Origin of the sequence: Acidaminococcus timonensis (assembly GCF_900106585.1) — a bacterium.
Taxonomy (GTDB): domain Bacteria; phylum Bacillota; class Negativicutes; order Acidaminococcales; family Acidaminococcaceae; genus Acidaminococcus; species Acidaminococcus timonensis.
The window spans coordinates 1-21,921 of the sequence record NZ_FNWH01000003.1; the positions used below are offsets into that span (position 1 = coordinate 1).

Consider the following 21,921-nt stretch of genomic DNA (forward strand, 5'->3'; position numbering starts at 1 on the left):
GCTGGTGGAGCATGGACTGGATGATGTAGCCCAGGTCCTTCTTCTCTCCGACTCGGTCCTCATAGAGATTGGTGACGATGGCCAGCATGACCATGTCGGCCTTGGCTTTAAATCCAGCATCCCCAGCGTAGAGGGTGGCATAGTCGCTGACAGCATCCTTGATGTAGCTTTCGGCGGCTGCCATCTCGCTGGTGATCAGGGCATCATCCTCGGAGCCTTCCACCCGCAGGTGCTGCTTGACTTCTTCGAGGGTCATTTAGAGCCCTCCCTTCCTTATGCGCCTACTTTGTAGTTCAGCAGGACCATGGCGTCGGGGTCATCAGCTTCTACGTCAAAGCGTTCGATGGCCCGGATGTAGGTGCCGTTCTTGGTAAAGCCCGCATCAGAGGAGGCTTCGATGGCCACCTGCTGCCGATCGTAGAAAGCCACAGCTTCGGCCATGGCGCCTACATAAAACGGGATGCCAGCGGTCGGAGTAACCAGGATGCTGTCAGACACGGGGACGATGATCTTGCCCCGAATGGTCATCATGGACGGATCAGCCAGGGACGGGGTCAGCAGAGGACGGCCCTGGGTATCGGTCAGTTCATCCAGGTAATCAAAGCCGCTCTGGTTGGTCAGGACGATGGCAGAGATGGCCTTCATGGGGTCGATCTTGGTATTAAGGGCTTTGATGATGCCTTTATAGTCGGTGATGGCAGAGCCTTTGCTGGGCAGCTTGGCCAGGATCTTGTCGTTTTCGGTATTGATAGACTTGATGGCAAAGCGGCGGCCGATGACTTCCATCAGATTGATGTTATTATCTGCAGCCAGTTCGTTGGACACGAGGATGATGTCGCCGTAGCTGGAGATCTTGTAAGTGATCTGACCGAAGTCCAGATCATCCTGGTTGATTTCATTCAGTTCATCAAAAGCTATCAGCTTGCCTTTTTCGGAGGACATGGTGGGCCGCTTGCCGGTGTCAGAGGTTACGGTCTGATAGCCGCAGAAGCTGCGCAGTGCCAGGTTGGCCCGGCGATATTCACGCAGGATAGAGATCTGTTCTTCGGGGACGATGTAGCCGCCCTTGCCCGGAGTGGTTTCAACCAGGCCAGGAGTCCCGGCAGCATCTGCAAATTCCCGTTCCTGGGCATCCAGCGTGCGGCCGAACACCATTTTGTTAAACACACGGTTGCGCAGTCTAGCCATGTTTTCGTTCTTAATGGGAGCCCCTGTCGGGGCAGAGGGGTGCAGCATGGCTTTGGTCAGGTCGGCGGCTTCCACGGCTTCCTGGGTGTGCAGGTCCCGGATGGCGTCATTCAGTTCTTTGGCCTTGGCAGCGGCTTCGTCCATCTGTTCCTTGGCCTGCAGTTCCATTACTTCTTTTTTCAGGCCTGCAACGATTTGTCTCAGTTCATCGGATTTTTTCATGAGATTAAACTCCTTCTGCTGCCATCAGGGCAGCCTTGATATAGTCACTCTGTTCTTGTTTCTTGCGCATTGCTTCCAGCATCTTGGCCTTGGCTTCTTTTGCATCCACCAGGGACAGCCCTGCCGGGATGCTGTCCAGCAGGTTCCTGGCACTGCCAAACTTGGCTACGGCCTGTGTGGGTTTCAGAACGTCCACTTTAAAATACTTGGCGGCGTCCTCCCCTGTCAGCCAGGTGGTGCTGTTGACCATGTCGTGGATCTGCTCGGCCGTCACGCCCTGCCTGGCGGCATTACGGTAGACGGCTTCGATCCCGTCCTGCATAGTGTCCAGCGTTTCCGCCGCCTTGAGCAGGTCGTCGCTGTTCCCGCTGACCACGCAGCTTGGCTTGTGGATCATCAGGTAGCTGTTTGCCGGGATCTTTCTTTCCCGGGCAGCGAAAAAGATCTCGGTGGCGATGCTGCACGCCCACCCCTCCACGACCGACGTCGTCGGCCCTCTGTGGTTGGCGATCATGTTGGCAATGGCCACCCCTGCCTGGACGCTCCCGCCGTCGCTATTGATGTAGACAGTCAGCGGCATATTGGTGTCAATCTGTTCCAGCTGCTTCCGGATGTTCTCCGGCCAGTCAAAGGCGGATTCAATTCCCCAGGCTTTTACAAATTCCCCTTCCATATCGTCGATGATGTCGCCGTTGATGTGGAGCTCGGCCCCTTCGGCACTGTTACGGATGTCGATCATTCTCCCTCACCTCCTTTCGTGGTGTCCTTGTAGGCGATGCCCACATCCTTGACGTCCACCATGGATCCGTTGATCACATGGACATCGCCGCCATCTACAGGAGGCATATCCAGGAGCCTTCTGGCCTCGTTTGGGCTGTAGATCCCGGAGGCGACGCATTTCTGCAGGATGTCGGCCTGCTGGCTCGGGTCGCCCCGTAGGATCACCTGGACATTAAACTTAAAACCCAGGCCTCGCTGCAGCTCCTGCTGTGTCAGCAGCTTACAGTTGAGCTCCTGCTCATACAGGCTGATGTTGTACAGCAGCGTGTCTACGTAAAAGCTCAGATTTTGAGCGGCGCTGTTGGCATAGCTGCTCTTGCTGTAATCGTTTAGGCTGTTCGGTTTGATGCCGAAGGCGGCCGCAATCTGCAGGGCATTGTACTGTTTCAACTCAAAAAACTGACTATCGGTCAGCTTGAGATCCAGTGTCTGGATGTCAAACCCAACCGGCAGCGTGATCATGCGCCGGTTGTTGTCCTTGGCCTGTTCTTCCAGGCGGCGCAGCAGCATGTTTTGCTTGTCCTTGTTCAGATCGCCGACGTACTTGACCACTGCATTTGCGGTCAGCCCGTGCTGGTACAGGTTGTTTAAAAACGCCTGGCTGGCCTTGGCTCCGGCCATGTTAGTGGCCAGGATTTCCCGGACGCTTTTACCCGCCAGTCCGTCGTCGGTGGTAATCCAGCTCTTGACGTGGACCACTTCCTCGGGCCTGAAAAGGTAGCTCTTGCCGCTCCGATTGTCCATGTAGCTGTAATAGTATCCTCGGCTGGTAAAGACGTCGGTATCGTTGACATAGATCTGTACCTGCTGGGGGTTAAGGGGATACAGACCAACGATGCGGCCCTGGCTGTCCGTGCCGATGTAGGCATAGGCATTTCCGTAATGGTTCCGGCACCGTTCCAGATAGGTAAAAAACTGGACCGGCGTCAGGTACGGGTTAGGCCGGGCACTGAAAAGCCGGATGGCGTCATGGTACTGCACCCGGTTCTTGTTCTGATCCATCAGGTAGATGGGCATCTTTCCGATGGACTCTGACAGCGTTTTGAGGCACGTAAAGTAGGTGATCTCTGAAAGATCTGTACCGTACTGCCGCATATCCCCATTAAAAAACAGCTCGTTGATGTCGGACAAGCTGACCGTATCAGCAGAGCTGTTGGAGAATTTTTTCTTTATTTTTTCGATAAAATTCATTTATTTGTTTCCTCCGGTTCCGTTATTCCCAGCCAGGTGTCCAGGGCTTCCTCCCCGCTGACCTTGGCATCGTCCTTCATGATGAACCAGATCTTCCACGCATCCAGGATGGCGTCCACTGGGTCGATGCGGTCGGTCTGTGTCATCTTGTCGACTTTTATCTCGCCGAAGCTGTTGGGTGCGCTGATGATGGCGTTGATGATTGACCAGGTCAGCAGGCTGTTGTGCTTGTCGTACCGCACCTGGTTGGCCTCGACTGACAGCTGGAAATCCTTGGTACAATCGTTGAGGCTCCGGGCTGACTGCTTGACCTCCGTCAGGTCACAGTCCAGGACGCCCTCCAGATCTGCCAGAAAGGCTGCAGCATTGTGGGCATCATAGCCGCATCCGACAACCTTGATCTGATAGGTCTGGACGATCTGACGCAGGTCCTCGATGATGGCGTGATAGTCGGTCTTGATGCCGTACATCCCAGAGGTCAGTGTGATTAGCCCGTTTCGGGACCATTGGCCATATGGGGCCTCGTCGGTCCGCTCATGTTCGGCCAGCCGGAGCTCTGGCATGTATGACTTGCTCCACAGATAGACCCGGTCATCTTCCAGCGGAAATAGCAGCGCAATGGACGTCAGGTCTCCGCCGCTGGAAAGGTCGATGCCCAGATAGCACTCCCGTCCAGCCATGTCAGCGATGGTCAGATCTGACTCGCAGGCTTTCCATTGGTCGGCCGGGATCAGGCAGCCGCCCGTGTAGGTTACCCAGGTATTGAGCGACTTCGTCTGAAAGTTGACCAGGTCAGCGCCCTGCTTTTCCCTGGCGTCGATTGCCTTCTCGGCCATCCTGGCCATCATTTCCTTGTCCAGTTCTGTGTCCGATTTCCACAGGATCAGCGGGTTGGCTTTGGCCCAATTCTCCGGCTTCCAGATGTCGTCATCTGTATCCATCTCGGCAATGTAAATAAACTGAGAGTCCTTGTTGATGGCACCTTCCAGGATTTTTTTGCAAAATAGGTACTGCTGGTAGCATGGTCCGTTTAAGTTAAAGCCTGCCGTGGTGATGGCCATAGTCAGGGCGTTGTCAACCCTGATCTGTCCGTCCAGCATCAGCTTGTACATCTGGATGGTGGCATGTGCATGATATTCGTCAATGACGGCCAGAATAGACCGAAAGCCATCAGCTGACTTGGTGTCCCTACCGATGGCTTTTATTTCAGTTCCGTTGATTTTACTGATTATCGTGGAGTTGTACTCCTTGATCCTGTACAGCTCGCTGAGGTCCTTATCCGCCTTGATAAATTTTGCAACTTCGTCCCAGACGATCTTCGCCTGGTCATATTTTGTCGCCGCACAATAAATCTTGCCTTCTCTGTAGCCGGAAAATGTTGCGAAGTCGTTGACTATCTCCCCAGCCAGAAACGATTTTCCGTTCTGCCGACCAATTTGGATGTAGGCTTCCCTGTATCTCCGCTCCCTGGACCGTTTCTTCCGCCAGCCGAAGATGGAGCCGATGATGAAATTCTGAAAGCCCCTGGTGACCAGAGGTTTCTCCTCCATTCCTTCCCCGATGGTCAGGGTGTTGGCTATTTTGATGTGCCGCTCGGCAGTCTCCGCATCAAAGATGTAGGGGAAATCTTTTCCCCGCTCCATGTCGTCCAGGTGCCTCTTGCAGCATAGATACTCCGACCGCCCTGCCAGCCGTTTCCCGCTCACGACTAACTTGGCGTACTCTGTCGTCCTGTCGGTCATGCCTGGAGCAGCTTCAAAAATTTATTTTCTTTTTTCTCAGGCTTCTGCGGGACGATCAGCTTGAGCCGGTCCGTGGTGGCCAGCCCCAACTTGGCGGAGGCACTCATGATCCGCTTGACGTACATCTCCTGGGCGGTCAGTGCGGGATTGACCTTCGGAGCCCGATTGCCCTGGGAGCCAACCACCTCGATGACATTGCCCTGCTTCTGGATCAGAGCATGGAGTGCGATGTAGTTGGACCAGGCATCAGCATAGACGGCCAGGACGGAGAGATCCAGGTTGTCCAGCAGATCTATCCGGGCAGCTTCTTCCACCACCCGGGCAAACTCCTTCCGTGCTTCCAAGTCCAGCCACTCGGGAGGGTCCAGCCCATCCCTGGGTAACTTGTGCTGGTTCTCGGCCAACTCCCGGTTTAGCCGTTCATCCTTGCTCATATGCTTTCTGGTCAGCTTTGTGGTTTTTCTTGGCGTAGGCATGGTCTCACCTCCTAAAAGCAAGATGGCGATCGGGGCGTTTTTGCAGAAGAAAAGAAATCGCGCGGTCCTATCCAGGGCGCCCAAAACTTTTTTGACCCACCCCCGGTCACTCGAATTTGCGGATAATCTCGAAAAGTTTGGCCTGCATCTCCTGCTTATGCCCAGATTTGTACTGATCATGGACCATCTTATGTGTCTTGGCACTGAGCAGGATCAAATTGTCTGGGTCTGCGCATCCCTCGGGATCCTCGGCCAGCGGGATGATGTGGTGGACGATGGTGCCAGGGACGATGCGATGGTTGACACACCACTCATAGGCATCCATGCCATGGTATTTGTCCTTGACCATATCATGCAAGGCTGTCCATTCTTTGGAGTGGTAGAAGCCAGCCCGTGCTCGGTCCCGATGGTCCCGGTCGTACTCCTTGTGGCGTCGTTTGGCCATGGGGCACTGCTCGCCCTGGTTGTGTATGCGTCCACAGATGGGACAGGTACGTTTGAGCATTGTCTCCACCTCCAGATAAAAGAAAAAGCCATGCGCATGCATGACTCTGTCCTTTGCTGTTGATGCTATCATCTTATCACATCAATGCATCCCTGGCCGATGGACTTTAGCGGAAATCTGCCAGAGGATTGCTCGAAAACTGCTAGCGATCTGCTAGTCCTGATGGAAGAAGACAATGCTGGTTTGGAACGGTACAGCCTTTGGACCGAAGACCATGCGGGTCAGGCTCACCAGTCCGTCCTGTGCCTGGGCTCTGCAGGTACTGTAGCTGACGTTGCAGGCCATGGCCACAGCATCCCAGGAGTGTCGCTTGCGGTAGCGTGCCTCCAGGATGTGATACTGTAGGCTATTAAAAGACTTGAGCGCCTCCATGCTGCTCTCAACCTTGTGGAGCAGGGGCTCGATCTCTGCCAGCTCCTGTTCATAGCCTGCAATCTTATCCCTCAGCTTTTCATGTGCCGCAAAGGCCCGCTCCTCAACACTCTGCTTCTCACCGCCCCCGCCACCTGCAGATGACAGGACGGGAGATGCAGGAGCGGCATCCTGGGCCAGCAGTGTCTCACAGTAGTGGATCTCCTGCCTGGTCGCCTTGACGTATTGATTAAACTCGTCGTACCTCTCCAGATACTCCTTGACTGCGTTGATGTAGTCATTGTGCTGCATCTTATCTCCTCCTGTCTGCTAGTAAAGCGGTAGTCCTGGCAGGCAAGGCAGCAGCCTGTCAGGACTATTTTAATTCTCAGTGATAATTATATCCACGCCAGGATTAGTCTGATAGATCTTGATGGCATTGATGCCAATCACCCGGCTGTCGTCTTTGACGATAACCGTGTTGATGGCGTCCAGGATGCCCTTGATATAGTTGTCCAGATCCGGCTTGCTGGTCGGTCTGATCTCCCCCTTGATGGCCATAGCCTGCTTTTTCTTGCTCCATGACTTGGGAACTGATCTCCCGACGGTCAGCATCATGTAGCAAGGTCCCTCAATAGGTGCGAAGGCCTTGTCCATCTCATAGATCCGCTGGGCCTCTGACCGCACCAGAGCCTTGTAGTTTTTGCTCTTTTCCGGATCCCTGGCAGTGACGTGCCCACACACATGGCTAAACCTTGGACGGCCTTGGGCCACGGGCTCGCCCATGACAATGATCTCTACTTTCCATTTTCCGGCTTCCCGGCTGACGCTGATGCTCATTTACCCCTCACCGCCCTTCTAAAGGCCTTCTCGGCGACATCGGTGCGCCGATTGTAACAGGCTCTCTCGTTGTTGCATTTTTTAACAAGCTGTCCAAACTCGTCCCGCATCCAGTGCCAGCTGGTGGCGGTCAGCAGCCTGCCACAGTAGGCGCAGCGTCCATAGTAAAGGTCAGTTGCCTTGACGCTGACGGGAGTCCGGCCTCTGGTAGTCCTCATGGCTGGCTGACCGTGGCTGATGATCTGCTCGTAGGTGTAGGTGTCGATCAGCTGCCGGTCGAACCGGCTCCTCTTAAATCTCACAAAGTGCTTACGTCCCATTCCTCAGTTCTCCCACTTGCGGCTCAAGGCAAGAGCACAGAGCAGGAGCGCCGCAAAGGACGCCCCGGTTACTGCTCCTAGGAAAAAGATGCCTGCAATTTCCATATCAATCACTCCTATCTATAGATCCTTCCGGTCCTGACATTGCGCAGGACGATACGTCCGACAACCTCGAATCCCGCCAGCTTAAATGCCGACTTGGCAATGGATAATGAGCGGTCCATGCGCTCTGTGTCCTCAGCCTTTTTCGGATCCGGATTCTGCTTTTCCAGGTCTTCGATCACCTTCCCGGCGGTCGGGTCGGCATAATACTCATCGTTCCGCACAACCATTAGCTGCCTCCTTTTTTTCGTTGGCTTCCTGGAGCCGCTTGGCCCATCTGACCAGCTTGCTCCAGTCTTTGACACAAGAGCTGTCAACAAGGCCCAGGACATAAGCCGCAATCAGTACGTCATTGATTTCTTCCCGGAGGTTTTTTATTGCGTCCTCACAGCTGACCGGCGTGGGGTTCTGGCTGAAGCCTTGGGCTCGAATGCACTTCAGCGCCGCCTGGGTGAGTTCAGCCCCCTCCTCGGCCAGCTGTGCATACAGGTCTCGAGTCGGAAGCCCCATGACTTCCCATAGGCAAATACGGAAAGCAGTGTCACTCATTTTTTGTTCCATCGCCATTCTTATCTCTCCCTTCTTTTCACGCCCTGGGGGCATGCGGCCAGATCCAGGATCTTGTCCCCGCACGCCTTGCATGTCAGATACATCCATAGCCTCGGGTAGGGCTGGTACTCCTGGGGGCTTAAAAACCGGCACCCGGAGCACCTGGCCACCCGTCTCTTGTCATCCTTTGCAGCTTTTGTGGCCATTTTTTGCCAACCTCGTAGACATGGCCTTTATGTCCAGTAAAACGGAGCGCATGTCATCGTCTGCCTGTCTCCGGGCTTGGGCCAGGGTGTCAAATGCTTGATTTAGCCAATCAATGACTGCTGTATCACTTTGGCTGTTCTTAATGCCTCTGGCAGCCTCGTTGATCTTTGCGATTGTACCCGCATAATGGGTGGCCATGTTGAAATATCGCATTGAAATCAGTTTGACTTTATTCTCGTTCATGGTTAACCTCCTTGGCAAAATCGTCGATGCACTTGAGGATGCTGTGAGTGGTCAGCGGGAGGCTACGTCTGGAGTAGTACGATCTGACGCTCTCGACTACATTGCCGTCCTTATCGCACCTAAAAATCATGCACTCGTTGCCTGCGTCCGGGGTCCATCTCAGATCTGCTAGGTAGCTCTTGCCCTTGACCTTGGAGATCGCCCGGAACCAGAGCCCCGTAGAGGTGTTTGGCTCATGGCCAGATTTTCGGCCCATGTCCTGGATTTCCTCCGGCACCTCCTCCCTGCCGTAACTGACGTCTAAAATCTCAGCCCCGTGCAGAGTCTTGCCTTTGAGCTCGTCAATCATCCTTTTCTGCCTCCTCGTACTTGTGTTTGCAGGTCGGCCCACAAAAGTAGAGATTGTGGCCATGCCGGACCATGATGTAGGGATACCGTCCCGTTGGCGGTATCCGAAAAATCTTACCGCACCGGTAGCACACCCGCTGCCGGTGATAGAACCCATTGAGGCCTTCATGCATGACCATCGCTGTCGCCTCCTCCAGGCTTACGGTGCCACAGTGGGACCACGTTGGTCTTAGGCTTTTTCTGGCCCCATTTATTAATCTCTGGGTGCTGCTTTGTTGGCTCAGTCTGCTGCAGTTTTAACCATGCCTTGAGGATGTGGTCGTAGGTTATCTCATTGCCTTTGTGATCCCGATACCGGTTGACCAGGCTCCACCCCTGATCAATGCCCCAAATGATGAGATCCATGGCCATGGCAAGTAATACCAGGTTAAAAAGAATTCTCGTCATTTGGCCGCCTCCTCCCGGATGATCCGTCTGATGTGGATCCGATAGATGCCCTCTCCACCGTTGGGCAAATACAGCCGCATGTAGCTTTTCATCGGCTCATGCCAGCCCTTGCACCGGCGAATATCGTTCATCAGCATCATCGCCCCCCAGAGGAGTTTCTTTCTTTTCTTGGTGTTACTCATGGTCTTTGCCCCCTTCTTTTATCTCATTCGGTTTATCGGTCTCTGGATAGTTCATGACTTCCTCAATGGCAGCCTGTACAAATTTGCAGGCCGGTTCGTCAAGGTGGTGGTCTCCGGACCAATGGTGCCAGTCTTTCAAGCTCCTGTCTATGCCTAAGTTGATGAGGCTTTCAAGGATTTCGAAGCTTTTGAAATCGTCCAGGCTAAATTCGCCTTGATCCCATATTTGGTCACTGATGTACTCATTGATAAGGTGCTCTCCATCAACCTTGAAATTCTTCTCTCGGATTAAATTGATGTATGCCAGCTTGTCTTGGTAACGGTAATCTTCGCGGGTCCCCCAGGTGTAGTCCCGGAATGAGTCACGGATCTGCTGCCGAAATTCAGCGCTCACTACAGACTTAGGCGTAATCATTACTTTCACGCCCCTAGGGAAATACAAAACCTTGCTTTTCATGTCTCTGCCTCCTTTATTCGTCCTTAATGGTGATGAGCATCACTACGTCTTCGTTCTTATTGGCACATGCAACGATTTCAAGAATTTCTCGATTCTTGATTTCTTCGATGGAATCCCACGTCATAGCCGCCGGATCACCATTGAGCATGGTTTCTCCACCCCGCGTCTGAACTTCAATGTTCGTATCCACAATCAGTGGAAACAGCTTCTTGAATCTCATTGTTTAGCCTCCAATCCTCTGGTTCTTCCCAGACACGTACAGCCCATACGGCTCGATCATCTGATAGATCCTGCTGCCCAGGGCCATGTCGATCTGGGATATGTCCTTGATGGAGTACTCCCCGGAAAAAATGGTGGTCTTGTGATTGACGTAGCGGGCATTGATGAGGTCGAAGACGACTCTCAGCTCCTCCCGGTCGATGTCAACCAGGTGCCCATCCTGTACCCGGCCGGAGAGCTTAAACAAGTCGTCGATGTACAGGTTCTTAGCGGTTTTCCAGCAGTCCATCGCATCGTCATAATCGGCACTGTAGCTCCTGGCCGCCTTGACCAGATTGGGAATCTCGGCCCGATAAGAAAAGTAGTGATGTGGCTCTCCAAAGTGCTGGGTCAGCGCCAGACAGACTGCGATGCAGATATGAGTCTTGCCCATTCCGCTAGCCCCGAAGATTCCGAAGCCCGGGCCGCCGCCAAGCTCGTGCTCGTTGAGATACCGGAGGGCCAGGTCGGCCATCTTTGCCGCCTCCGGGCTCCGACCCCGGTCAAAGCTCCGGAGACTGTACCGTTTGTAGTCCTCCGGGTTGATGCCGGACACTTTGAGCATCCGGGCCACCTTGCGCCGTGCCCAGCACTTGGGGCAATGGGTCATACACCGATGGCCATCCTCGACGACCTCAATCCATCCGGTGCTGCCGCACTCTGAGCACTGGATGCCGTCCTCCGGCTGGGGCATCGGGATGATGTTGCTCCGGCCCGCTGCCTTCTGCCGGATCCTGTCCAGCATTTCGTGATACTCGCTTTTGACTTCTTCCATGATCAGCCTCCTGCTTTAGTGGTCATCGATTTGGTCTGCTACATCATGCAGGTAGTAGACTCCAATTTGACCATTGCTTAACAAACATTTGAGCACATTCGGGTAACAAATCCCGTCTTTTCCTTCGGCATTGATCATGCCTTTATTGGTTTCGTAGTCAAGGATTACCTTGGCTGCAACATGGTCCACCTTTTCATGCTCCCGACATTCCGATGCGTTTTTAAAAATCTGGTGGCAAAAACTGTATGCATATAAGGTTTCCATCTCGTCACCCTCCTCAAAAAGGTATCTCGTTAGCCTGGTCGATGGTATCCTGGCTCTGGGTCGATGGGCCGCTGCGCTTTTTAGTGCCCGATCGGCTCTTGTACCCTTCCACCTTCCACCGTTCCAGGATCTTTTCGGTATATCTCAATCCACGCCCTCCGCCTTTGATGGTCTCCTTTAAGGCCTTGATGGTCCACTCATCGCTGTACTCATCAGCCAGGTCCAGGAGACAATTGAGCTCATACTCTGACGGCGTCGGACGGATGTTTTTGGTATAAAAGTCAGAGACCGCACAGTGACCGTCTTTGACTTTTCGTTGTTTGGGGCTGCTGCTGCAGCTGCTGCTATATATATCTTTATCTTTATCTACTTCTTCTTCTATTTCTGTCCCCGTTTCATTTCGTTTCTGAAACGTTTCGTGAAACGTTTCATTTTTAGAACTCGTTGAAATTTGTGGAAGATTGCTCTTTTCCTTTTGCTTTTTACGCCACTCCTGGAGCCGTTTCCGGTCTTTTGCCCGGTTGATTTCATACTTGTCAGGAGATTGGTACTTGTTCCAGTTTGGGAGACAATAGACCCCGTCGATGACCTCGATCATCTTGAGCTGCTGAAACGTTTCAAGAGCCAACTTCATAGTGGCCGGTTCTCGGCCAAAGATCATGGCCAGCATATCAGCTGTGTAGGGGACCTCGCTGCTGATCCGGAGGATACCGTCCTGGCACTCTTTTCCGCAATGCGTGAGGATTTGTAGCCAGATGGCTATGATGGTGTCTCCTGCTGGCATCTTCATGATCAGCTTGATTTTGCCCTGGTCAAAGATATTGGTGGCCAGCTTGATCCACTTCATCCCTTCGGCCATATCATCACCACCTTAGTGCGGAGGGGCTTCCCCCCCCCGCATCCATCACTTTCCATCGTCAAACAGAGTCGCCTGGGCACGGTTGCCCTGGACGTATTCTTCCGCCTCAAAGAGCAGCGTTTCTACCCGTTTCCGGTCGGCGTCGTCTTTCATGTCCATCATGGGGATCGGCGGCAGGGCGATTGTGGCGTATCCTTTGATGCCCGGGCAGTAGAGCTTGCCGGTCATCTTGAGCACCTTGCCGTTTTTAGCGGATTCGCTGACCGCCACAGATGTGATAAAGAGACGGCGGATTGGGTCCTCTGCATTTAATGGATCCACCTTGTCCGGGCTAATCATGGCGTGCTTTAAAAACACGGTCCGCATGGCCGCCATGGCCGTGTAAAATTCCGGCCGGGGCAGCTCGCTGGATGCCAGGCGGAGGGTGGAGCTTACGCCCTCACCCGTCTCCCGATAGTCGATGATGACTCTCTCAGTCCCCACGGGGCTGTCGATTTTAAAAATCTCGATGACTTTCTTAGCCATGATCATTTATCCCCCATTTCTTCGGCAGTAAAAGGAGTGTTGGGGTCAATAGTACCCTGGGACTGTTCCTGATCCGGAGCTTCCTCGGCTTCGCTGGCGTTCACATCCACCACATAGTCCGGTTTATCTTCATCATCGAAGGTGCCGGTGGCAATCGCCTGGGCTGCCCGCAGCACGGAGGGATCCGCACTCTGATACGTAACACTCATAAGTCCCCACTTGCCAATCAGTTTACGCATGATGGTCTTTCTCATCATGGCATCCGGGTTTTCTTTCCAACCACGGCTCATGTAATTGCCGTGACGGAACTTCTTTTCGTGTGCCTCCAGCTGTTTCACGGTCATGTAAATGGTCTTTTCCATACCATTTATCATCTGAAAGTACCCGACATAACCGATAATGGGCGCTTTCTCCCGTTCATCTTCATCTTCGATAAATTCCAGTTCAATATCTTCCCGGAGGCGGTCATAAGATTTCAATTCACCGGCGCGCACGTCAACGACATTGATCCGTTTATATACCCCAGTCCGCAGGGCCAGCTGGAGCATGCCCTTGTATCCCATAATGAAGCTGGCTTCCATCCGGTCCCGCTTGCTGTTGCGGAATGGGACAATGTACGCATATCCCAACGCCGGGTTAATCGGCAGGTCAAAGGATGCTGCCTGGAGTGCACTCTGAATAATGGTCACAGGAGCATCATGGAAGGCATCCATAAGCGTGCTGTCCGCGTTCATGAGGCTCACAATGCTGCTGATAAATTGCGGGGACCTTTTGCCCAGCAGTTCATCGAACCGCTTCTGATACCCTTCTTTGCTCAGCAGCATGTTCATCAATGCCGCAGTTGACTCTTTCGCCTGCGGTTGTGTCTGGGTCATTTGTGCCTGCCGTTTCGCCATAAGTCCGCCCTTAGTCGTTGCCATTGTCATCAGCCTCCTTGATTTTCAGCACACGGGTCGGTTTCCCGACTTTTTTGCAGGCCTCATAAGCCTCTGGCCAGTCCTTGGCCAGCTTCTTTCTGTCGATGGTGGTCCGCCCTGCCTGGGGCCTCCAGGTCACCCTGGCCCCGGCCGGAGTCATGCCCACCTCGTTGTCCTCCATCATGGCCATGATCTTGTTGTTGACCTGCTGGAGTCGGACCTTGCGGTCATCGATGTCCTCGGTGAGGCTGCTCCGCATGGCCAGGAGCAGATCCATCTCCTTGGGGAGATCCACCACATCAGCGCCTCCGCCCGGGTATCTCTCGAGCAGTGCCTCTTTGGTCATCTGGCTGCCGTCGATCTCCGGCATCAGCTTCTGCTGGACGTTGACTGTCCAAAAGGCCCGCTCCCTCTTGTAGAGCTCGTCGATGTCCTCCTGGCAGCGGGGCACCTCTTTCCATCTAAAATCCTGGCCGCCGATCAAAACGGCGATGTACCAGAGAGGCATGCCAGTGCACATCATGTAGTGCTGGCATTGCCAATAGTAGCTGTCCGGGAGGTTGTCCCCGTCCCAATCAGATGCTCTAAATGCGTTGGTGGTCTTGATCTCCAGCCCGGCGTCCTCGTGCATTACTACCCGGTCCACGTTGGCCAGCATCCAGGGATCGCTGATGTGCCGCAGCATCCCCAGGCGCTCTACCTTCTTACCGGTCTCTTCGGTAAATTTCCGGGCGATCAACGGCTCCAGCTTGGTGCCCCAGTAGACAGGGCCCTTGTTGCTGATGTCCTCGGCCTCCACCTGGCCGGTCTTTTCCAGCCACAACTGGTAGGGGCTTTTCCATGGGTTGCTCCCCATGATAGTCCCGGCGTCGCTCCCGCCGATGCCGGACGTCCGGATCTTGAGCCAGGCGTCCCGGTCCTGCATCTCCTTGACAGTCATAATCAACTCACAGTTTTTTATTTTCATGCTTTTTCTCCCTCCGTTGTGTTAAAATAGAGGCAACCTTACTTGCCAGAGTGAAGGTTCACCAGCCACCGGCTCCCACATGCCGGTGGCTTTTATTTTGTCTGCCCATTGACAATCATTTTCACGCCTCCTCGATAAAGGCCCGCCCGGCCACTTTAAAGATGTCGTACATCATAGCCATGGGGTTGTCCATGCTGACGTTGACCACCATCTCCGGCTTTTGACTCCGGACGAACTTGATGTGGACTGTCTCTGTATGAGGCTCATAGCTCAAAAACACATGGACATCAGCAGCTTTCAGGGCCGTTTCCAGATGTCCTAAAACTCGGGCCTTTTGCTCCGTATCCAAGGCACGCAGCCGTGCCAGCTCTTTGTCTTTATCCATTTTTAATCACCTCTTGTATCTGATCATGAGGACCTTCCCCGGCTGCATCGCTCCGGGATCGTCCACGTCGTTATCCACCCGGGCCCGGTCGATGATTGTCCGGATGTCCTCGCTGCTGTTGAGCTTGATGCAGATGTCCCACAGGCTCTGTCCAGGCTGGACCACCCGGGAGACCGTCTCATAAGGCCGGTGCTCCCGCTCCACAGCGTCCACGCCGTGGCTCAAGAGAGTCATGCCTGTCAGCACCAGGACGATGGCAGCCAGCTTTTTACGTTTTGTCATTGTCATCCCTCCTTATGAGTCTTGCCCGTGGCCAGCAGCCAGGGATCTATGTCCAGATGGTCTACGATAAACCAAAAGCAATGCAGGCTGATGATGGAGTTTCCTCCATAGCCTAGCAGCTCGCTGATGGCCCGCTGTGAGAGCCCCTTACGCATGCGCCACAGCAGGGTGTTGTAGCGAAAATTGTCCTCTTTGATAGACTCTCTTCCCTCCAGCTTCATTTCCCTCGCCTCCCTCCTGGCTACTCAGCCAGGCCTCGTACTCTGCCTGATGGGCCTGGACGTAATGACTGATGTACTCTAGTAAGTCGTACATAATGGTCACCTCTTGTCCGCCAGAAATCTATTAATAAAATACTGTTGGCCTTTCCCGGTAACTTTCGGAGTTTTTGTAATGATGTTGACTCCACTGCCATTGATGTAGGAGCCTTCTTTGATTTCGAACAGACCCAGCTCCATGGCTCTTTGAGTCGGCATGTTGTAGTCTGTCCCTTGGCGCTTAATCAGGTATCCATGTTCACGCAGCCAGTTAAATAAACGGCGCTGTCCGATTTCGATACCATTTCCCCGGAGAATCTTGGCCAACTCACCAACTAAGATTGATGTGTGGCTGCTGCTCACAGCATCAGCAAAAATCACCTTAGGTTTCTGCACCTCAATTTGCATTTCCGCTTCTTGTCTAGCAGCTCTCTCTTCTTTTAGTTGAGTAGCCAGGCGGATAAGAAAGTCTGGTTCAGTGATAGCTCTCTCGATTGCCTCTTTAGTCATGTAGGCACCATGTTGCCGAATATCTGGAATAACATCATGTGTTATCCAACGCTTAAATTCTCTGGCGGAAGGAAGCTTGCTGGAGAGGACTAAGCTGTAGAGTCCGGATTCATTAATAAGAACCGGATACTGTTCACGCCCCAGAGAGTCTTTGATGGATGGGGTAACGTTCCGTTCACCCATCTTTTTGTCTTCTTCATCAACATGGTCACGGAGCGCTTTTGCTGTATTTTCATAACCAAGCGCTACAGCCACATCCTTTCCTACAAACCACGGTTCATCATTAATAGCAAGTGTTCGAATGCTGCCAAACTCTTGGCTTTTAAAAATTTTCATTTCTTTCATCTTTCAGCCTCCTAGTCACTATTTGTGACAACAGGACTAGAAAAAAATATGCCCAACGGAATCTCCATAGTATCGGGCAATTTTTTCTTTCGTGTAATCCCTAGGTGTTCTTAGCCCTAGCTCATAAGCGGTTAAGGAAGATGCAGCTATTTTTAAATCGCTGGAAGCCTCCATAATGGTTTTGCCTTTCTTTTTCCTTAGCTTTCTCAAACGTTCGCCAACTTCTTCAGGCTTTGGCATCTTGATTCCTCCCTTCTTGTCACTTTCAGTGACTATCTGTATTATAAAATAAGTCACTGAAAGTGTCAAGATTTTTTTTCACCTTTCGTGACATCACGTAATGTGATATAATATCAATTAAAAGGAGGGCTGTATTATGGCAACGTTTGCAAGTCGTCTCAGAGAATTGAGACAGCAAAAAGGCCTAACCCAGGAAGATCTGGCTGATGCTCTAGGGATAAGCCGGAGTGCTTTGGCTATGTATGAGGCCGGAAAAAGGATTCCTCGCTATAAAGCGATTGATACTCTCGCCGCCTATTTTGGTGTTACCGCTGACTACTTGAGAGGAAAGTCAGACTACCCTCACGGGATACTCTTGACAGAGCAACAACAAAAAGAGATGTTTGAGAAAGTACAAGCCCAGGGAGAAAAAGCCGGATTGAAGCTCCCTGATGGAGTCAAAAGCCTGGCAGATCTGAACAACTGGATAGAAATGGAGCGAATGGATGCCATTATTAAAAATCAACGCAAGACTATGGACCAGCTGGCGGCACAAAACCAGAAGCTAATGATGACAAAGTCCAGTGTTAAAATTCCCATTATTGGCCAGATCATAGCAGGCCAGCCCATTGACTCCGTGGAAAACTATGACGGCTGGGAAGAAATCCCCGCCAGCCTGGCAAAAACGGGAACCTTTTTCGCTTTACGGGTACATGGCCAGTCCATGGAGCCTACCATGCGGGAGGGAGATATTATCATAGTCCGGCAGCAGCCGAACGTGGAGAGCGGAGATATAGCAGTGGTCTGCATCAACGGCACGGAGACAACCGTCAAGGAAGTGAAAGAGTCGGCTGACGGCATCACTCTTATTGGCCATAACCTGGCGGTCTATAAACCACAGTTCTACTCCAACGAGCAGATCCAGAAGCTACCAGTGATCATACAGGGCAAAGTGGTCGAACTGCACAGAAAATTTTAAAAGGAAGGTGCCTCATGAAGAAATATGCAAAATTGCTCATCGCTCTGCTGATCCTGCTGGCCATCCCGTTCGGGTTTGACTACTCCGGCCGGTCTATAGAGATCCACGAAGGGCCCCGGGTCCCGTTTGATCCGGGCCATACCCTGGCCATAAATGACCAGACCATCTTGCCCTGCACGATCAACCAGACCGGGACTATCTCCCTGGATGGCAAAAAGGTATACACCCTCAAAAATTTCCAGGCCGGGACACTGGGCCGGAAAGGGCTGACACTGCAGCACATCTTTGTTTTCCGGCTGCCCGATGACCAGTTTAAAAAGATCACCAAAGACGGCTATGCCACGGTCAAATACTCAAACGGCATAAGTCATAAGGTGTCGCTGGCCAAGATCCGGCCATTCCCAGCCGGGAAATAGGCAACAAAAAAATCCCCACCCGTGAGGCAACACGGATGGGGATACCACACAATCAATCGGAGGCTGATCATGTATATATTATTATATCATGTCTGCCTCCTGCGTGCTATAGGAGGCTATTTTTTATGGGACAGAAATGTGTGATCTACACCAGGTACAGCTCTGACCGGCAGCGGGAGGAGTCCATCGAGGGACAGATCAGGGTTTGCGAGGACTACGCCAAGCGCAACGGCCTGGAGGTGCTGCATATCTATGCGGACCGGGCCATGACCGGGAGATCTGATCAGCGGCCGGAGTTTTTGATGATGATAAAAGACGCTGCCAGCATGACTTTTGACACAGTGCTTGTCTATAAGCTCAACCGCTTTGCTCGCAACCGGTACGACAGCGCAAAATATCGGCATAGGCTCAAAAAATACGGAGTCAAAGTCGTTTCGGCCATGGAAAACATCGCCGACGATCCCTCCGGGATTCTGCTGGAGTCGGTCATCGAGGGCATGGCTGAGTACTACTCTGTGGAGCTCGCAGAAAATGTGGTAAGGGGTATGACCGAAAACGCCCTGGAAGGCAAGTGGCCCGGCGGGATCGTCCCCCTGGGGTACAAGCTGGATGCTGACCACCACCTGGTCATCGATGAGCCCAACGCTCTGGTGGTCCGCCGGATCTATCAGATGATCCTGGACGGCCGGACTCCTGCCTCCATCTGCCGCACCCTTAATGCTGAGGGCAAGCGGACGGCCACAGGCAGGCCATTTAACCACAACAGCATCACCAGGCTGCTGCAGAATGAAAGGTACATCGGGACCTTTATCTGGCGGGACATCCGCCGCACGGGAGTCGTCCCCCGCATCCTGGACGACAGGACCTTTTACGCCGTCCAGGAGCTGCGCAAGAGCAGGCAACACCACAAGGGCGTGGCCAAACGGTCCGAAAACTACATGCTGACGGGCAAGATCTTTTGCGGCCGCTGCGGCAGCCCCATGGTAGGCAAGAGCGGCACCGGGAAAGGCGGCGTCTACTACTATTACAATTGCCAGCACCACATCGATGGATCCGGATGCCCTGCCCGGCCCGTTCGGACGGACAAACTGGAGGACCAGGTGGTCCAGGTGACCACTAAGATCCTGAGCCAGCCGGATGCCATCAAGGCCATCGCCCGGCAGGCCATTGCCATCCAAAAGGAGCGCCGGGAGTCACTGGAGGTGCAGTCTCTCAAAGCCCAGGTCAGCGACCTGTCCAAAAAGCTGGATAACTGCCTAAAAGCCGTCGATAACGGGGCCTTTTCTGAGACTCTATGTAATCATATGCGAGAGTACGAAAGTCGGCTGAGAGACCTAAAAACGGCGCTCAGCCGGGCACAATTGATGGACAGAGGTGGTAAGCTGACGGAGCGGCAGATAGAGTTTTTCTTTTTTGCGATTTCCCGGCAGTTAAAGCAGGAGCCACGATACAAAGAGATCCTCCTGTCCTCCCTGGTCCGCTGCGTGATCGTCAACGACGATTCCATCGAGATCCAGTACAACTATAAAAAAGAACTCCCCACCCTGGCCAATCCGGTCAAGGTGAGAAGTTCGCATAAAGTTCTTATGGTGATCCACCCGGGATTCGAACCCGGGACACCCTGATTAAAAGTCAGGTGCTCTACCAACTGAGCTAGTGAATCATTGCGTTACAGCTTAATTATTGTAACAGGAAAAACAGGTTTTTGTCAAGGCCTTTTTCACAATTTCTGCATATAAGCATCCATTTCATCGGCAATCTTCTTGGAATATTCCACAGCATGGACCACAGTCTTGGCCCCGGTCACCACATCCCCGGAGGCAAAGACCCCCGGCAGGGTGGTCTCTCCCTCTTCCGTCACCTTCAGGTTGCCCCGTTCGTTCAGTTCCAGGCCCTTGTTGTGTTCCACCAGCCGGTGCTTGGGGACCTGGGAAACAGCGATGATCACACTGTCCACCGGGAACAGTTCAGCCGTATCTTCCAGCACCTTTACATGGCCGTCGATGACTTCCGTCTCCGCCACCATGGGGCCTTCATCCCGGATGGCCACTGCCGTTTTGTTGAACTGGTATTTCACCCCGTCCAAAAGAGAATATTCGTACTCATCCGGAGAAGCGGAAACCTTGTCCCGGCGCACGAACACCGTCACGTTTTTGCAGCCGTGGCGCACCGCCGTCCGTGCCACATCCATGGCGGAATTGCCGGACCCGAAGATGGCCACGCTCTGGCCCAGGTCGATGGAATCCGGATTGTTCAGGTAGCTGACCGCATAATGCACGTTTCCGAAGGTTTCACCCGGGATCATCATCCGCTTCGGTCTCCAGGCCCCGGTCCCGATGAACACGGACTTGTAACCGTCCTTGAACAGATCGCTCAGCGTCACATTCCCTCCGATGGTGAAGTTGAACCGGAATTTGATCCCCATCTTTTTCATCAGGACCTCATACCGGTCAAGGATGTACCGGGGCAGCCGGAAATCAGGGATCCCGTAGCGCATGGTACCTCCCACCTTGTCCCGGGAATCGAAGATGGTTATGTCATAGCCCCGTCTGGCCAGGATGATGGCAATGGTAATGCCCGCAGGGCCGGCACCGATGATGGCCACCTTTTTCCCGTTTCTGGGGGCCATGTCGATCTTCAGCCGGTCGAAACAGGAGTCGGAAATATAATGTTCAATGGCAGAAATATGCACCGGAGCTCCCTTGATACCCCGGACACAGTGGCCTTCGCACTGGGCAGCATGGTTGCATACCAGGCTGCATACGACCGACAGCGGGTTGTTGTCGAACAGCATCTGGGCGGCTTCCTGCAATTTGTTTTCTTTGAACAGCCGGATCATCTCCGGCACATTGGTATGGATCGGGCAGCCCAGGTTCTGGCAGCGAGGCACCTTGCACTGGAGACACCGGTTGGCTTCTTCTACTTCATGGATGGACATACACACACCTCGTAATTTCTTCAGGATACTTTCATACTTTCCATATAGTGTATATGGCGGGAGCAAGTACTGTCAAGTGTAGCAACAACAAAATAGAAAGGTTAAAGGGCCCTGCGGGGCGACCTGAGCTCGGACGTCCCTCATGGGCCGTCCCTAAGCATGGAAACGTACGGGTACGTATATCCGGCGTAGGGTCTACCCGTAAGGGGAGACCGTTCCCAGGTCCCTAGCGGGCCCATATATCCCTTAAAATTTGCCATAGGCAAATTTTCTCCATCTGCTAGAGACTCGAGACTAGTGACTAGAGACGGGGTGTGAAAAAATCACAGCCCCCTTTTTCAGTGGCTGGTGGATAGCGAGTAGTGGTTGGAAAAGAATTTTTTGCACGCAGGGCAGGTCGGTAAGCAGGTCGATCAAAGCAATCGGCCCCTACAGCGTTGGGGTCATAGCGATACCGTACTCCCTCAGCCGGGCAGGGTGCCGCTGGCCGACCATGGAGCCGAGCGTAAAGCCATTTTCTGTTTCGCTCATCCGCCGTGAGCCTCGTTCAAGCGAAGCGCGTTGGCGGAAGGCGGATTGGAACGGCGAGGCAGAAAATGGCAGGGAGGCGACTTTGCGTCGGCAAGGGGTTCCCTGCCCGGCGGCGACAAGCAGCCTTCTCCTCAGAACACAAAAAGAAAGAGCATCGCGTCTGCGATGCTCTTTCTGTCTTAACCGGCAGCTCCCTATCCTCCCGGAGCGTTTCCACTCGAGTACTTTCGGCGTATAAGGGCTTAACTACTGTGTTCGGCATGGGAACAGGTGGATCCCCTTAGCTGTCACCACCGGATTTTCAATTGAAGGCATGAGCCTTCAAAACTTCATGAAGAGACGTT

At 53.2% G+C, this 21,921-nt stretch carries 34 protein-coding genes, 1 tRNA gene and 1 rRNA gene; 3 read left to right on the forward strand and 33 right to left on the reverse strand.

Going from position 1 to position 21,921, the window contains the following annotated elements; translation table 11 throughout:
* The 30 genes from BQ5462_RS00030 to BQ5462_RS00175 form a co-directional block, all read right to left on the reverse strand.
* Window positions 1–256, reverse strand: a 256-nt coding sequence (locus tag BQ5462_RS00030; RefSeq protein WP_071141424.1) for a head-tail connector protein, incomplete at its 3' end; no start/stop codon positions are given.
* Between the two features lie 17 nt (window positions 257–273).
* Window positions 274–1,410 (reverse strand): phage major capsid protein, encoded by a 1,137-nt coding sequence (locus tag BQ5462_RS00035; RefSeq protein WP_071141425.1) that lies wholly within the window; start codon window positions 1,408–1,410, stop codon window positions 274–276.
* Between the two features lie 4 nt (window positions 1,411–1,414).
* Complete coding sequence (locus tag BQ5462_RS00040) at window positions 1,415–2,149, reverse strand: head maturation protease, ClpP-related (RefSeq protein ID WP_071141426.1); 735 nt, start codon at window positions 2,147–2,149, stop codon at window positions 1,415–1,417.
* Window positions 2,146–3,381, reverse strand: a complete 1,236-nt coding sequence (locus BQ5462_RS00045) for a phage portal protein (protein ID WP_071141427.1) — start codon at window positions 3,379–3,381, stop codon at window positions 2,146–2,148. Before BQ5462_RS00045 ends, BQ5462_RS00040 begins: the two co-directional genes overlap by 4 nt.
* Window positions 3,378–5,123 (reverse strand): terminase large subunit, encoded by a 1,746-nt coding sequence (locus BQ5462_RS00050; RefSeq protein ID WP_071141428.1) that lies wholly within the window; start codon window positions 5,121–5,123, stop codon window positions 3,378–3,380. The genes BQ5462_RS00045 and BQ5462_RS00050 overlap by 4 nt, the downstream gene beginning before the upstream one ends.
* Window positions 5,120–5,599, reverse strand: a complete 480-nt coding sequence (locus BQ5462_RS00055) for a phage terminase small subunit P27 family (RefSeq protein ID WP_071141429.1) — start codon at window positions 5,597–5,599, stop codon at window positions 5,120–5,122. Before BQ5462_RS00055 ends, BQ5462_RS00050 begins: the two co-directional genes overlap by 4 nt.
* A 106-nt stretch (window positions 5,600–5,705) precedes the next feature.
* Entirely contained in the window at window positions 5,706–6,104 is a 399-nt protein-coding gene (locus BQ5462_RS00060; RefSeq protein WP_071141430.1) for an HNH endonuclease signature motif containing protein, read from the reverse strand.
* 153 nt (window positions 6,105–6,257) lie between these two features.
* Entirely contained in the window at window positions 6,258–6,767 is a 510-nt protein-coding gene (locus tag BQ5462_RS00065; protein ID WP_071141431.1) for a hypothetical protein, read from the reverse strand.
* 69 nt (window positions 6,768–6,836) lie between these two features.
* Window positions 6,837–7,295, reverse strand: coding sequence for a RusA family crossover junction endodeoxyribonuclease (locus BQ5462_RS00070; protein ID WP_071141432.1), 459 nt, complete (start codon window positions 7,293–7,295; stop codon window positions 6,837–6,839).
* Window positions 7,292–7,597: a hypothetical protein gene (locus BQ5462_RS00075; protein ID WP_143037986.1), complete on the reverse strand. Its 306-nt coding sequence runs from the start codon at window positions 7,595–7,597 to the stop codon at window positions 7,292–7,294. Before BQ5462_RS00075 ends, BQ5462_RS00070 begins: the two co-directional genes overlap by 4 nt.
* Before the next feature lie 134 nt (window positions 7,598–7,731).
* The gene (locus BQ5462_RS00080) at window positions 7,732–7,947 is read right to left on the reverse strand and encodes a hypothetical protein (RefSeq protein ID WP_071141434.1); all 216 of its coding nucleotides are present in this window, start codon (window positions 7,945–7,947) and stop codon (window positions 7,732–7,734) included.
* The gene (locus BQ5462_RS00085; protein ID WP_143037987.1) at window positions 7,928–8,284 is read right to left on the reverse strand and encodes a hypothetical protein; all 357 of its coding nucleotides are present in this window, start codon (window positions 8,282–8,284) and stop codon (window positions 7,928–7,930) included. Before BQ5462_RS00085 ends, BQ5462_RS00080 begins: the two co-directional genes overlap by 20 nt.
* Window positions 8,285–8,446: 162 nt before the next feature.
* Window positions 8,447–8,716, reverse strand: coding sequence for a hypothetical protein (locus BQ5462_RS00090; RefSeq protein ID WP_071141436.1), 270 nt, complete (start codon window positions 8,714–8,716; stop codon window positions 8,447–8,449).
* Entirely contained in the window at window positions 8,703–9,065 is a 363-nt protein-coding gene (locus tag BQ5462_RS00095; protein WP_071141437.1) for a hypothetical protein, read from the reverse strand. The genes BQ5462_RS00090 and BQ5462_RS00095 overlap by 14 nt, the downstream gene beginning before the upstream one ends.
* On the reverse strand, window positions 9,058–9,243 hold the full coding sequence (locus tag BQ5462_RS00100) for a hypothetical protein (protein ID WP_071141438.1): 186 nt from the start codon (window positions 9,241–9,243) through the stop codon (window positions 9,058–9,060). The genes BQ5462_RS00095 and BQ5462_RS00100 overlap by 8 nt, the downstream gene beginning before the upstream one ends.
* Window positions 9,230–9,511: a hypothetical protein gene (locus tag BQ5462_RS00105; protein ID WP_071141439.1), complete on the reverse strand. Its 282-nt coding sequence runs from the start codon at window positions 9,509–9,511 to the stop codon at window positions 9,230–9,232. The genes BQ5462_RS00100 and BQ5462_RS00105 overlap by 14 nt, the downstream gene beginning before the upstream one ends.
* On the reverse strand, window positions 9,508–9,693 hold the full coding sequence (locus tag BQ5462_RS00110) for a hypothetical protein (RefSeq protein ID WP_071141440.1): 186 nt from the start codon (window positions 9,691–9,693) through the stop codon (window positions 9,508–9,510). Before BQ5462_RS00110 ends, BQ5462_RS00105 begins: the two co-directional genes overlap by 4 nt.
* Window positions 9,686–10,150, reverse strand: coding sequence for a hypothetical protein (locus tag BQ5462_RS00115; protein ID WP_071141441.1), 465 nt, complete (start codon window positions 10,148–10,150; stop codon window positions 9,686–9,688). Before BQ5462_RS00115 ends, BQ5462_RS00110 begins: the two co-directional genes overlap by 8 nt.
* Before the next feature lie 13 nt (window positions 10,151–10,163).
* Window positions 10,164–10,370 carry a hypothetical protein gene (locus BQ5462_RS00120; RefSeq protein WP_071141442.1) on the reverse strand — a complete coding sequence of 69 codons (207 nt, stop codon included), beginning with the start codon at window positions 10,368–10,370 and terminating at the stop codon, window positions 10,164–10,166.
* A gap of 3 nt (window positions 10,371–10,373) precedes the next feature.
* Window positions 10,374–11,183, reverse strand: a complete 810-nt coding sequence (locus tag BQ5462_RS00125; RefSeq protein WP_071141443.1) for a DnaA ATPase domain-containing protein — start codon at window positions 11,181–11,183, stop codon at window positions 10,374–10,376.
* 15 nt (window positions 11,184–11,198) lie between these two features.
* Window positions 11,199–11,447, reverse strand: coding sequence for a hypothetical protein (locus tag BQ5462_RS00130; RefSeq protein ID WP_071141444.1), 249 nt, complete (start codon window positions 11,445–11,447; stop codon window positions 11,199–11,201).
* 13 nt (window positions 11,448–11,460) lie between these two features.
* Window positions 11,461–12,306, reverse strand: coding sequence for a phage replisome organizer N-terminal domain-containing protein (locus tag BQ5462_RS00135; RefSeq protein ID WP_071141445.1), 846 nt, complete (start codon window positions 12,304–12,306; stop codon window positions 11,461–11,463).
* Between the two features lie 45 nt (window positions 12,307–12,351).
* A complete protein-coding gene (locus tag BQ5462_RS00140) occupies window positions 12,352–12,831 on the reverse strand; it encodes a hypothetical protein (protein WP_143037988.1) in 480 nt (159 codons plus the stop codon).
* Window positions 12,832–12,833: 2 nt separating this feature from the next.
* Window positions 12,834–13,751, reverse strand: a complete 918-nt coding sequence (locus BQ5462_RS00145; RefSeq protein ID WP_159429659.1) for a recombinase RecT — start codon at window positions 13,749–13,751, stop codon at window positions 12,834–12,836.
* Window positions 13,738–14,715: a YqaJ viral recombinase family nuclease gene (locus BQ5462_RS00150; RefSeq protein ID WP_071141448.1), complete on the reverse strand. Its 978-nt coding sequence runs from the start codon at window positions 14,713–14,715 to the stop codon at window positions 13,738–13,740. The genes BQ5462_RS00145 and BQ5462_RS00150 overlap by 14 nt, the downstream gene beginning before the upstream one ends.
* A gap of 121 nt (window positions 14,716–14,836) precedes the next feature.
* A complete protein-coding gene (locus BQ5462_RS00155; protein WP_071141449.1) occupies window positions 14,837–15,100 on the reverse strand; it encodes a hypothetical protein in 264 nt (87 codons plus the stop codon).
* A 6-nt stretch (window positions 15,101–15,106) separates the two neighbouring features.
* On the reverse strand, window positions 15,107–15,382 hold the full coding sequence (locus BQ5462_RS00160) for a LysM peptidoglycan-binding domain-containing protein (RefSeq protein WP_083378010.1): 276 nt from the start codon (window positions 15,380–15,382) through the stop codon (window positions 15,107–15,109).
* A 2-nt stretch (window positions 15,383–15,384) separates the two neighbouring features.
* A complete protein-coding gene (locus tag BQ5462_RS00165) occupies window positions 15,385–15,603 on the reverse strand; it encodes a hypothetical protein (protein WP_071141451.1) in 219 nt (72 codons plus the stop codon).
* A 99-nt stretch (window positions 15,604–15,702) separates the two neighbouring features.
* A complete protein-coding gene (locus BQ5462_RS00170) occupies window positions 15,703–16,494 on the reverse strand; it encodes a phage antirepressor KilAC domain-containing protein (protein WP_071141452.1) in 792 nt (263 codons plus the stop codon).
* A gap of 36 nt (window positions 16,495–16,530) precedes the next feature.
* On the reverse strand, window positions 16,531–16,734 hold the full coding sequence (locus BQ5462_RS00175) for a helix-turn-helix domain-containing protein (protein ID WP_071141453.1): 204 nt from the start codon (window positions 16,732–16,734) through the stop codon (window positions 16,531–16,533).
* Between the two features lie 136 nt (window positions 16,735–16,870).
* Between BQ5462_RS00175 and BQ5462_RS00180 the strand changes: the two genes are divergently transcribed.
* The 3 genes from BQ5462_RS00180 (at window position 16,871) to BQ5462_RS00190 (ending at window position 19,733) form a co-directional block, all read left to right on the forward strand.
* Window positions 16,871–17,692: a helix-turn-helix domain-containing protein gene (locus BQ5462_RS00180; protein ID WP_071141454.1), complete on the forward strand. Its 822-nt coding sequence runs from the start codon at window positions 16,871–16,873 to the stop codon at window positions 17,690–17,692.
* Window positions 17,693–17,706: 14 nt separating this feature from the next.
* A complete protein-coding gene (locus tag BQ5462_RS00185; protein WP_071141455.1) occupies window positions 17,707–18,108 on the forward strand; it encodes a hypothetical protein in 402 nt (133 codons plus the stop codon).
* 125 nt (window positions 18,109–18,233) lie between these two features.
* A complete protein-coding gene (locus BQ5462_RS00190) occupies window positions 18,234–19,733 on the forward strand; it encodes a recombinase family protein (RefSeq protein ID WP_076978278.1) in 1,500 nt (499 codons plus the stop codon).
* Here the strand turns inward: BQ5462_RS00190 and BQ5462_RS00195 are convergent.
* The 3 genes from BQ5462_RS00195 to rrf form a co-directional block, all read right to left on the reverse strand.
* Window positions 19,696–19,771: transfer RNA gene (locus BQ5462_RS00195), tRNA-Lys, on the reverse strand. The two genes, BQ5462_RS00190 and BQ5462_RS00195, sit on opposite strands and share 38 nt — an antisense overlap.
* Window positions 19,772–19,828: 57 nt before the next feature.
* Complete coding sequence (locus BQ5462_RS00200; protein ID WP_071141456.1) at window positions 19,829–21,046, reverse strand: NAD(P)-dependent oxidoreductase; 1,218 nt, start codon at window positions 21,044–21,046, stop codon at window positions 19,829–19,831.
* 712 nt (window positions 21,047–21,758) lie between these two features.
* Window positions 21,759–21,875, reverse strand: a 5S ribosomal RNA gene (rrf, locus tag BQ5462_RS00205).
* Window positions 21,876–21,921: the final 46 nt, after the last annotated feature.

What these genes read in the sequence shown, in the direction of transcription:
- BQ5462_RS00190 (WP_076978278.1), top strand. Translation starts at nt 18,234, where the DNA reads ATGGGACAGAAATGTGTGATCTACACCAGGTACAGCTCTGACCGGCAG.
- BQ5462_RS00175 (WP_071141453.1), bottom strand. Translation starts at nt 16,734, where the DNA reads ATGCCAAAGCCTGAAGAAGTTGGCGAACGTTTGAGAAAGCTAAGGAAA.
- BQ5462_RS00070 (WP_071141432.1), bottom strand. Translation starts at nt 7,295, where the DNA reads ATGAGCATCAGCGTCAGCCGGGAAGCCGGAAAATGGAAAGTAGAGATC.
- BQ5462_RS00055 (WP_071141429.1), bottom strand. Translation starts at nt 5,599, where the DNA reads ATGCCTACGCCAAGAAAAACCACAAAGCTGACCAGAAAGCATATGAGC.
- BQ5462_RS00110 (WP_071141440.1), bottom strand. Translation starts at nt 9,693, where the DNA reads ATGAGTAACACCAAGAAAAGAAAGAAACTCCTCTGGGGGGCGATGATG.
- BQ5462_RS00120 (WP_071141442.1), bottom strand. Translation starts at nt 10,370, where the DNA reads ATGAGATTCAAGAAGCTGTTTCCACTGATTGTGGATACGAACATTGAA.
- BQ5462_RS00165 (WP_071141451.1), bottom strand. Translation starts at nt 15,603, where the DNA reads ATGAAGCTGGAGGGAAGAGAGTCTATCAAAGAGGACAATTTTCGCTAC.
- BQ5462_RS00125 (WP_071141443.1), bottom strand. Translation starts at nt 11,183, where the DNA reads ATGGAAGAAGTCAAAAGCGAGTATCACGAAATGCTGGACAGGATCCGG.
- BQ5462_RS00090 (WP_071141436.1), bottom strand. Translation starts at nt 8,716, where the DNA reads ATGAACGAGAATAAAGTCAAACTGATTTCAATGCGATATTTCAACATG.
- BQ5462_RS00135 (WP_071141445.1), bottom strand. Translation starts at nt 12,306, where the DNA reads ATGGCCGAAGGGATGAAGTGGATCAAGCTGGCCACCAATATCTTTGAC.
- BQ5462_RS00160 (WP_083378010.1), bottom strand. Translation starts at nt 15,382, where the DNA reads ATGACAAAACGTAAAAAGCTGGCTGCCATCGTCCTGGTGCTGACAGGC.
- BQ5462_RS00130 (WP_071141444.1), bottom strand. Translation starts at nt 11,447, where the DNA reads ATGGAAACCTTATATGCATACAGTTTTTGCCACCAGATTTTTAAAAAC.
- BQ5462_RS00180 (WP_071141454.1), top strand. Translation starts at nt 16,871, where the DNA reads ATGGCAACGTTTGCAAGTCGTCTCAGAGAATTGAGACAGCAAAAAGGC.
- BQ5462_RS00035 (WP_071141425.1), bottom strand. Translation starts at nt 1,410, where the DNA reads ATGAAAAAATCCGATGAACTGAGACAAATCGTTGCAGGCCTGAAAAAA.
- BQ5462_RS00095 (WP_071141437.1), bottom strand. Translation starts at nt 9,065, where the DNA reads ATGATTGACGAGCTCAAAGGCAAGACTCTGCACGGGGCTGAGATTTTA.
- BQ5462_RS00150 (WP_071141448.1), bottom strand. Translation starts at nt 14,715, where the DNA reads ATGAAAATAAAAAACTGTGAGTTGATTATGACTGTCAAGGAGATGCAG.
- BQ5462_RS00050 (WP_071141428.1), bottom strand. Translation starts at nt 5,123, where the DNA reads ATGACCGACAGGACGACAGAGTACGCCAAGTTAGTCGTGAGCGGGAAA.
- BQ5462_RS00100 (WP_071141438.1), bottom strand. Translation starts at nt 9,243, where the DNA reads ATGGTCATGCATGAAGGCCTCAATGGGTTCTATCACCGGCAGCGGGTG.
- BQ5462_RS00065 (WP_071141431.1), bottom strand. Translation starts at nt 6,767, where the DNA reads ATGCAGCACAATGACTACATCAACGCAGTCAAGGAGTATCTGGAGAGG.
- BQ5462_RS00040 (WP_071141426.1), bottom strand. Translation starts at nt 2,149, where the DNA reads ATGATCGACATCCGTAACAGTGCCGAAGGGGCCGAGCTCCACATCAAC.
- BQ5462_RS00200 (WP_071141456.1), bottom strand. Translation starts at nt 21,046, where the DNA reads ATGTCCATCCATGAAGTAGAAGAAGCCAACCGGTGTCTCCAGTGCAAG.
- BQ5462_RS00085 (WP_143037987.1), bottom strand. Translation starts at nt 8,284, where the DNA reads ATGGCGATGGAACAAAAAATGAGTGACACTGCTTTCCGTATTTGCCTA.
- BQ5462_RS00155 (WP_071141449.1), bottom strand. Translation starts at nt 15,100, where the DNA reads ATGGATAAAGACAAAGAGCTGGCACGGCTGCGTGCCTTGGATACGGAG.
- BQ5462_RS00170 (WP_071141452.1), bottom strand. Translation starts at nt 16,494, where the DNA reads ATGAAAGAAATGAAAATTTTTAAAAGCCAAGAGTTTGGCAGCATTCGA.
- BQ5462_RS00140 (WP_143037988.1), bottom strand. Translation starts at nt 12,831, where the DNA reads ATGGCTAAGAAAGTCATCGAGATTTTTAAAATCGACAGCCCCGTGGGG.
- BQ5462_RS00185 (WP_071141455.1), top strand. Translation starts at nt 17,707, where the DNA reads ATGAAGAAATATGCAAAATTGCTCATCGCTCTGCTGATCCTGCTGGCC.
- BQ5462_RS00045 (WP_071141427.1), bottom strand. Translation starts at nt 3,381, where the DNA reads ATGAATTTTATCGAAAAAATAAAGAAAAAATTCTCCAACAGCTCTGCT.
- BQ5462_RS00060 (WP_071141430.1), bottom strand. Translation starts at nt 6,104, where the DNA reads ATGCTCAAACGTACCTGTCCCATCTGTGGACGCATACACAACCAGGGC.
- BQ5462_RS00145 (WP_159429659.1), bottom strand. Translation starts at nt 13,751, where the DNA reads ATGGCAACGACTAAGGGCGGACTTATGGCGAAACGGCAGGCACAAATG.
- BQ5462_RS00105 (WP_071141439.1), bottom strand. Translation starts at nt 9,511, where the DNA reads ATGACGAGAATTCTTTTTAACCTGGTATTACTTGCCATGGCCATGGAT.
- BQ5462_RS00080 (WP_071141434.1), bottom strand. Translation starts at nt 7,947, where the DNA reads ATGGTTGTGCGGAACGATGAGTATTATGCCGACCCGACCGCCGGGAAG.
- BQ5462_RS00115 (WP_071141441.1), bottom strand. Translation starts at nt 10,150, where the DNA reads ATGAAAAGCAAGGTTTTGTATTTCCCTAGGGGCGTGAAAGTAATGATT.